This window comes from Burkholderia sp. BE17, from assembly GCF_009362305.1.
In the GTDB taxonomy this organism is placed as follows: domain Bacteria; phylum Pseudomonadota; class Gammaproteobacteria; order Burkholderiales; family Burkholderiaceae; genus Burkholderia; species Burkholderia pyrrocinia_C.
Window position 1 is genome coordinate 58,528 of record NZ_WHNU01000054.1, and the last position, 8,018, is coordinate 66,545.

Here is an 8,018-nt window from a genome sequence, read left to right on the forward strand (position 1 = left end):
ACGAATAAACGGAGATTTTTCGATGACGGTGTATTTCATCGGCGCGGGCCCCGGCGACCCGGAGCTGATCACGGTGAAGGGCCAGCGCCTAGTGCGCACCTGCCCGGTGATCCTGTATGCGGGCTCGCTGGTGCCGGCGGCCGTACTCGACGGTCATCGCGCGGAGCAGGTCGTCAATACGGCCGAACTCGACCTCGACGCGATCGTCGCGCTGCTCGCCGCCGCGCATGCGAAAGGGCAGGACGTCGCGCGCGTGCATTCGGGCGATCCGTCGCTATACGGCGCGATCGGCGAGCAGATCCGCCGGCTGAAGACGCTCGGGATTCCGTACGAAATCGTGCCGGGCGTGACGGCCACGGCCGCGTGCGCGGCGACGCTCGGCGTCGAGCTGACGCTGCCCGGCGTCGCGCAGACGGTGATCCTCACGCGCTTCGCGGGCAAGACGACGATGCCGGAAGGCGAGGCGCTCGGCTCGCTCGCCGCGCACCGCGCGACGCTCGCGATTCATCTCGGCGTGCGCCATCTCGCGCGCATCGTCGACGAAGTGCTGCCGCATTACGGCGCCGATTGCCCGGTCGCGGTGATCTATCGCGCCAGCTGGCCCGACGAGGAACGCGTGACCGGCACGCTCGCCGACATCGTCGGCAAGGTGCAGGGCACGCAGATCGAGCGCACCGCGCTGATCCTGATCGGGCGCGTGCTCGACGCCGAGGGGTTTGCGGATTCGACGCTGTACGCGAGCGCGGGCTGATCACGCGTGCGCCGGTCGGAATGCGGCGCGGTGCACGCGGATCGGCGATCGCGGACATCACGCGCACGGTGACGGTCGAGCCGTGTTCGCAACTCATGCCGATCTGCGAGCAACTGATCAGCGCACTGGCTGACGACATGCAGCACGCGATCCGGGTGTGCCGGCTGTGCGACGAAGACGCGTGCGACTTGCGGTGATGCGTGCCTATCGACGGTTGCCGTCGGAGCGGGAAGCGGGCAGCTGATGCGCGGCCCTCCGCGCTAGGCCCGCGCAACCTGCCGCGCGAGCCGCGGCGCAAAACCCGCCGCCAGCGCGAACAGCACGACGCACAGGCTCGCCATCGCCACCCACGCGGGCGTCAGGTCCGCGAGATGCTGGCGCACGACGCCGGCCGCGAACGGGAACAACCCGGCGATCAGGTAACCGACACCCTGCACGAACCCCGTCAGCGATGCGGCGTCGGCCGGCGTCGCCGCATGGTCGACCGTGACGATCAGCGACAGCGGAAACAGCGCGCCGATCCCCGCGCCGAGCAGCAGCGCGGCCGGCAAGGCGAGCGCTTCGGGCGCGGCCAGCATCGCCAGCAAGCCGACGAACAGCGACGCGATCGCCGCATGCAGCGCGGGCCGGCGATCGGGCAGGCGGTCGATCGTCGCCGAGATCGTCAGCCCCGCGACGACTTCCGCGAGCGTCACGCCGCCGAGCAGGCTGCCGGCCGCCGTCGGCGACCAGCCGAGCCGCATGTAGTACGGCGGCAGCCACGCGAGCACCAGCGTGTACGCGCCCGTCGCGATCCCGAAGAACAGCGCGAGCCGCCATGCGCGCGGCGAACGCGACGGCTGCGCAGCCGATGCCGCAGCCGGCCCGGCGGCGAGCGCATCGCCGCCGCGACCGGCCAGCGGCCATGCGAGCGCGGCCACCGCGGCCGGCAGCGCCCAGCCCGCGAGGGCGGCGAGCCAGCCCCAGCGCGCCGCGGCGAACGGCGCGACGACGCTCGCGAGCACCGCGCCGCCCATGATCGACGTCGAATAGACGCCCATCGCGCCGCCGACGCGCGTCGCGAAATGCGCCTTCACGAAACCGGGCAGCAGCGCCTGCACCATCGCGATCCCGACGCCCGCACAGCAGGCGCTCGCGAGCAGCAGCCACGCGTGCTGCGCGCCGATGCGCGACAGGCAGGCGAGCCCGATCAGCGCGACGCCGAGCCATACGCCGCCCGCGATGCCCGTCACGCGCTGCAGGCGCCGCGCACTCAGCGCGCCGAGCCCCATCAGCAGGATCGGGATCGTCGTCAGCAGGCTGGCCGCGCCGTCGCCGATGCCGGTCGCGCGCTGGATCATGTCGAGCAGCGGGCCGACCGCGGCGAGCGCGGGCCGCAGGTTCAGCCCGACCAGCACGATGGCGGCGAGCCGCCATCCGGGGGAAGTGAAGCGATTCATCGACAGGCCCTCGGTATCGGTGCACGGCATCCGTCCGGACGCCGTGCGTTTTCATGCAAAGTATCTCGACATCAAGATAAACGCCGATTTATCTCGACGTCAAGATAACTGGTGAGCCGAGGAGGGTTAATGGATCGAGCCGCGCATGCGCTCGCGCAATGGCGCGTCGAGCGCCCGGATCTCGACGCGTCGTCGATGGTCGTGATGGGGCGGCTGCAAGAAGCAGCGCTCGTGATCGCGCGCGACCGTCTCAATCCGCTGTTTGCGCGCTACGGGATGCAGCCGGGCGAATTCGACGTGCTCGCGACGCTGCGGCGCTGCGGCGCGCCGTTCGCACTGACGCCGACCGCGCTGTACGACGCGCTGATGATGTCGTCGGGCGGGATGACCGCACGCATCGACCGGCTGCAGAAGGCCGGCTGGGTCGAGCGCCGGCCGAATCCGGCCGACGGGCGCGGCACGCTCGTCGCACTGACGGACACCGGCCGCGCGCTGATCGACGACGCTGTCGTCGCGCACATCGACAACCAGCGCGCGCTGCTGGCCGCACTGTCGGACGCGGAACAGGCGCAGTTGTCGCAATTGCTGGGAAAGTTGCTGGCGGGGCTGGTCGACGGAGCGCCGGAACGACCGGAATGACTGGAATGACCGGAAGGGCCGGGCGGAAAGTTGCGCCGGCGAACGGCGGCCGCGAACGCGCCGAACGGAAGGAAGCGACACCCGCCGCGCAATGCGGCGGGCTGCTCGGATTATCGCGGGCCGCACACGGCGCGCCCGCGCCGCCGGTCAGTTGCGTGCCGGGATAGTGAGCCCGCGCGCGACGGCCGGACGCGCGACGAACGCGTCGAGCGCCCGCGCGACGTGCCGGAATTCGCTGAAGCCGACCAGATCGCCCGCTTCGTAGAAGCCGACGAGGTTGCGCACCCACGGGAAGATCGCGATGTCGGCGATCGTGTACGTGTCGCCCATCATCCACTTGCGGTTCGCGAGATGCGCGTCGAGCACGCCGAGCAGTCGCTTCGACTCGTCGACGTAGCGGTCGCGCGGGCGCTTGTCCTCGTAGTCGCGGCCGGCGAACTTGTGGAAGAAGCCGACCTGGCCGAACATCGGGCCGATGCCGCCCATCTGGAACATCACCCACTGGATCGTCTCGTAGCGGCCGGCGAGATCCTTCGGGATCAGCTGGCCGGTCTTGTCCGCGAGATAGATCAGGATCGCGCCCGATTCGAACAGCGGCAGCGGCTTGCCGTCGGGGCCGTTCGGATCGATGATCGCCGGGATCTTGTTGTTCGGGTTCAGCGACAGGAACGCGGGCGACAACTGGTCGTTCGTGTCGAAGCGCACGAGGTGCGGCTCGTACGGCAGGCCGGTTTCCTCGAGCATGATCGACACCTTGACGCCGTTCGGCGTCGGCAGCGAGTAGAGCTGGAGACGGTCGGGATGCTGGGCCGGCCACTTTTGCGTGATCGGGAAGGCGGACAGGTCGGGCATGGAGGTTCGCTCGTCGAAGCGGAGGATCCGCGTCCGCCATATCGCCGCGTGTCGCGCATGGGTCTCGACACGGCGGGCGGCGGGGCGCGCCGAAAAACGCCCACTGTAGCCGATCCCCGGAATCGATGCAGGCGGCGGCCGGGATTCGCACCCGGGCGCCGCCACGCCCGTTCCGCGTCAGGTCAAACGCATCGTCAGAAGTTGTGCCGCAACCCGATCATCGCGGCCGTCGTGCCGACGCCCGGCGCGACCGGCTGCCCGTACACGAGCATCTGGCCCATCGTGCCGCGGTTGTTCACGCGGCCGACCTGCGCATACACCATCGACCGCTTCGACAGGCTGTAGTCGGCCGCGAGCACGACCGCCGTCGAGCGATTCTCGGAACGGTTGCGGTCCTTCAGGTAGTACACGGCGGAGGTGACCTGCAGCGCGGGCGTGAAGCGGTAGCCGACGCCTGCCGACAGCATGTCGAGGTTCACCCGGTCGGCATGCGCGGGATTCCTGCCGTTGCCGTACGACGCCGACACCGAGAAATCGCGGATCGCGTATTTCGCGCCGAAGTACATGAAGCGGTTGTTGTCGACGCCGGTCGGCGCGACGCCCGGCGCCGGGTTCGTGTCGTGGCCGTTGTAGTAGAGCGCCGACGCGTTCAGCCCGTAGTTCGAGTACTTGAGCACGACGGACTCGCGCGTGCCGCCCTGGAACTGCCCGGCGACGCCGCCCGGCGCGTATTCGAGCGCGATCGACGCGCCGGCGAACGTCGGCGACTGGTAGACGAGCGCATTGCTGTCGTACAGCGCGCCGATCGCGCCGTTGGTGCTGGTCCCCGGCCAGCCGGCCGCGGTGTTCAGGCCGAGCCACGCGGTCAGCACGCTGCCGAAGAACTGCGCGTTGCGCACGTCGGTGTCGGCCATCGCGTAGATCATCGGCACGATCTGGCGGCCGGCCGTAAACGTGCCGAACGGGCCCGACACGCCGAGCGACGCGACCTGGTTGAAGATCGCGACGGCGCCCGGCGTGTCGCTCAGTTGCAGCTTGCCGGTGCCGCTGTCGAACGAACCCTGCAGCTTGAAGTTGATCTTGTAGCCGCCGCCGATGTCCTCGCTTCCCTTGATGCCCCAGAAGCTCGAATAGATGCCGCCGTCCTTCATGCGGAACACCTTGCCGGTATTCGGCGCGGTCGGGCTGAACGACGCGGCGGACGTGCTCTGGTACAGCAGGCCCGTGTCGACCACGCCGTACAGCGTGACGGAGGATTGCGCGTGAGCGAGCGCCGAACAGCCGGCAAGCGCCGCGAGCGCGGCCAGTTTCGTCTTCATGAAGTCTCCAGGGTCGTATTGGACCGGACGGGATCGAGCCCGGCCGGGTGAAGCGGGGAAGCATCGGGGCAGGCGGGAAGGCGAGACATGCGACGCCGGCGCGAGCCGTGCGGAAAGACTACGCAACGGCGGGCGGCCGCTCCCCCCCATGCACGGGGGGCAGGGTTGCGGAGAATCGGAAGGGGGCAGGGTCTGTGCAAGCTGATAACGGGCTTGCGAACGTGCGTTTCAGCCCGTCCCCCAACGGGACTTCCTTTGGGCGCGCGCACGGAGAGAAGAGGCGCAATGGCCGCAGCTATTGCAGCGACGAACGACACCGCAATGCGGGCGGAACAGGCCGGCTCAGGCCGGCGTCACGGCGCGTTTTCGAGCAGCCCGAGCACCAGCGCGCGACGCACCGCATGCTTGCGCGAGCTGGCGTCGAGCTTGCCGAACAGGTTCTTCAGGTGCCACTTCACGGTTTCCTCGCCGACGGCGAGCGCGACCGCGATCTCCTTGTTCGACAGGTTGCGCGCGAGCAGTTCGAGAATCGCGCGCTCCTTCGGCGTCAGCACGACGCTCGGCACCGCGCGCGGGCTGGCCGCGCCGCGCGGCGCGGGCGGCACGATGCGCGGCTGCGGCAGCGCGTGCCGCGCGGGGCCGTCGCCGGCGGCCGCCTCGTCGCCGACGCGGCGCGCCCAGTCGGCAACGGCCGGATGCGCGTCGGCGAGCGTGCGCGTGAGCCCGAACATGTCCGCGAGGTTCATCGCCTCGTCGAGCAGCGCGCGGCCGCCGCCACCCGACTGCTCGAGCGCGAACGCGCTGAGCGCCATGATCTCGATGCGCTCGCGCCCCATGCTCATTTCGCGGGCCAGCACGGCGGCCTCGTCGAGCGCCGCGCACGCGTCGTCCCAGCGGCGCGCGGCGAGCGCCGCACCCGCATGCGCGGTCGCCTGCAGCAGCACGACGGGGCGCCGCCACAGCGGCCCGTGCGACGGAAACTCGGCCGCGGCGATCGCGTCGATCCGCTCGACGAGCGCATGGCAGGTCGCCTCGCGATAGCGCGCCGCGTGAATCCGCACCTGCTCGGCGAGACTCGCGACCGACAGGCGCGGCAGCCGGCGCGCGACGCCCATCGCGTCGAGCGCCTCGAGCAGGTCGATCGCGCGATGCTCGACGCCGCGCAGCAGCGCGATGCGCGCGGCGGTGCGATAGCCGAGCAGCACGGTGTCGGGCGTGCCCGCGTGTTCGAGCACGTCGAGCCGGTTCGCGAGCAGCGCGGCGGCCTGGTCGACGCGGTCGGCCTCGTAGGCGATCGCCGCGCACATCGCCGCGAGCATGCAGGTCAGCGGGTGGCGGCGGCCGAGATCGGCTTCCGCGCGCGCCAGCGCCGGCGACAGCGCGTCGTCCGCGAGCCGGATCTGGCCTTCGCGCAGGTAGCTCAGGCCCGTGATCAGCTCGCCCCAGCGCGCGACGTAGCCGAACCCGGCCGCCGTCGCGCCGCGCGGCGCGGCCTGCTGGAAGCGGCGCGCCTGCGCCGGTTCGCCGACGATGATCGCGCGCGCCGACAGCCGGTTCGCGTGCATCTGCGCGAGCCACGTCGCCGCCGGCGGCGTGAAGTCGGCCCACGGTTCGAACAGTTCGACGAAGCGATCGATTTCATCGGCGTAATACGCGGCCGCGCTGAGGATCAGCGCGCATTCGTAGCGCATCGCCGCGGGCGTGCCGGGGTCCGCGAGGATGCCCGCGATCTGCCGCTGCGCCTCGACATGGCGCTCGCCGAGCGCCAGCGCCCAGGCGACCGCGATCCGCAGCGTCGGGCGCTTGTCGAGCTCCGCGTCGGGCAGCAGCGCGAGCCAGTCGAGCACGTCGTTGATGCGGCCCTGCTTGATCGCATCCTCGAGGCAGCGCTGGGCAAGTGCGTATGCGGTCTCGACCTGGCCGGCCGCATACGCGTGGCGCGCGGCTTCCTCGGTCATCCCGTGCGCGTCGAGCCACGCGGCCGCGCGCGCATGCAGCACGCTGTGCTCGGCGTCCGGGCCCGCGGCCAGGCGGTCGCGCAGCGTGTCGCGCACGAGCGGATGCAGCCGGCACCAGTCCGAATCGTCCGATGCGATGAAGAGCGGCGTGTCGCGCGCGAGCCGCGCGAGCCGGTCGGGCGCGCCCGCGTCGTCGAGCAGCGCGGCGCACAGCGACGGATGCAGCCGATCGGCGACGCTCGTGCGCGTCAGGAACGCGGTGTCGTCGGCCGACAGGTTCGCGAGCAGCAACTCGACGAGCCGGTCGCGCGTGCCGTCCACGCGCGCGGCGAGCGCGTCGACCGCCTGGCGCGGATCGGCCGAGCGCGCCATCGCGGCCATCGCGAGCTGCAGCCCGAGCGGCCAGCCGTCGACGCGTTCGAACAGCCGCGCGCACGCGTCGGCATCGACACGCTGCGCAAAGCGCGCGCCGACCAGCGCGATCGTCTCGTCGAGCGTGAAGCGCAGCCAGTCGGCGCCCGCGAGCGTGCATTGCCCGCCGGCGAGCAGGTCGCCGGCCGCGTGATCGAGCCCGCGCCGCGCCGCGACGACGACATGCAGGTTCTGCGGCGCGTTGTGCAGCACGTAGGTCAGCGCGTCGAGGCCGGCGGCCGGCAGCCGCTCCGCGTCGTCGACGATCAGCAGCGCGTCGATCGACAGTTGCGCGACCTCGGCGAGCCACGCGGTCAGGCCGTCCAGCGCGCGCGCCGCGCCGCCCGGGATCAGGCGTCCGAAGCCGGGCCGCGCGCAGCCGGTGCGCACCGCCTGCACGAGCCCCTGCAGCAGCCGCGGCGCGTCGTCGCGCTCGTCGGCCGACAGCCATACGACCGCGCGGCCGAGCGCGAGGTATTCGCGGCGCCATTGCGCGAGCAGCGACGTCTTGCCGTAGCCGGCCGGCGCCTGCACGAGCGTGACCGGACGGCCGTCGAAAGCCGGCGCGGCGAGGCTCAGCCGCGCGCGGGCGAGCAACTGCGCCGGCACGCGCGGCGCGGTCGTCTTCAGGACCAGTTCGGTGGGGGGC

General features: G+C 71.4%; 7 protein-coding genes. 3 read left to right on the top strand and 4 right to left on the bottom strand.

Annotated elements, in window-relative coordinates; genetic code table 11:
* The first annotated feature begins 22 nt into the window (after positions 1 to 22).
* On the top strand, positions 23 to 751 hold the full coding sequence (gene cobM, locus GD429_RS34825) for a precorrin-4 C(11)-methyltransferase (protein ID WP_059682612.1): 729 nt from the start codon (positions 23 to 25) through the stop codon (positions 749 to 751).
* Between the two features lie 20 nt (positions 752 to 771).
* Entirely contained in the window at positions 772 to 948 is a 177-nt protein-coding gene (locus GD429_RS40770; RefSeq protein ID WP_193727281.1) for a hypothetical protein, read from the top strand.
* A gap of 63 nt (positions 949 to 1,011) precedes the next feature.
* Here the strand turns inward: GD429_RS40770 and GD429_RS34830 are convergent, their stop codons facing one another.
* On the bottom strand, positions 1,012 to 2,190 hold the full coding sequence (locus GD429_RS34830; protein ID WP_152864045.1) for an MFS transporter: 1,179 nt from the start codon (positions 2,188 to 2,190) through the stop codon (positions 1,012 to 1,014).
* A 129-nt stretch (positions 2,191 to 2,319) separates the two neighbouring features.
* Here GD429_RS34830 and GD429_RS34835 point away from each other — a divergent pair, with 129 nt between their 5' ends.
* Complete coding sequence (locus GD429_RS34835; protein ID WP_152864047.1) at positions 2,320 to 2,829, top strand: MarR family winged helix-turn-helix transcriptional regulator; 510 nt, start codon at positions 2,320 to 2,322, stop codon at positions 2,827 to 2,829.
* A gap of 147 nt (positions 2,830 to 2,976) precedes the next feature.
* Here GD429_RS34835 and GD429_RS34840 read toward each other — a convergent pair whose 3' ends face one another.
* From GD429_RS34840 to GD429_RS34850, 3 genes are all read right to left on the bottom strand, one after another.
* The gene (locus tag GD429_RS34840; RefSeq protein ID WP_152864049.1) at positions 2,977 to 3,681 is read right to left on the bottom strand and encodes a glutathione S-transferase N-terminal domain-containing protein; all 705 of its coding nucleotides are present in this window, start codon (positions 3,679 to 3,681) and stop codon (positions 2,977 to 2,979) included.
* A gap of 194 nt (positions 3,682 to 3,875) precedes the next feature.
* Complete coding sequence (locus GD429_RS34845; RefSeq protein WP_152864051.1) at positions 3,876 to 5,000, bottom strand: porin; 1,125 nt, start codon at positions 4,998 to 5,000, stop codon at positions 3,876 to 3,878.
* A 353-nt stretch (positions 5,001 to 5,353) separates the two neighbouring features.
* Positions 5,354 to 8,005 carry a LuxR C-terminal-related transcriptional regulator gene (locus GD429_RS34850; protein ID WP_227791975.1) on the bottom strand — a complete coding sequence of 884 codons (2,652 nt, stop codon included), beginning with the start codon at positions 8,003 to 8,005 and terminating at the stop codon, positions 5,354 to 5,356.
* Positions 8,006 to 8,018: the final 13 nt, after the last annotated feature.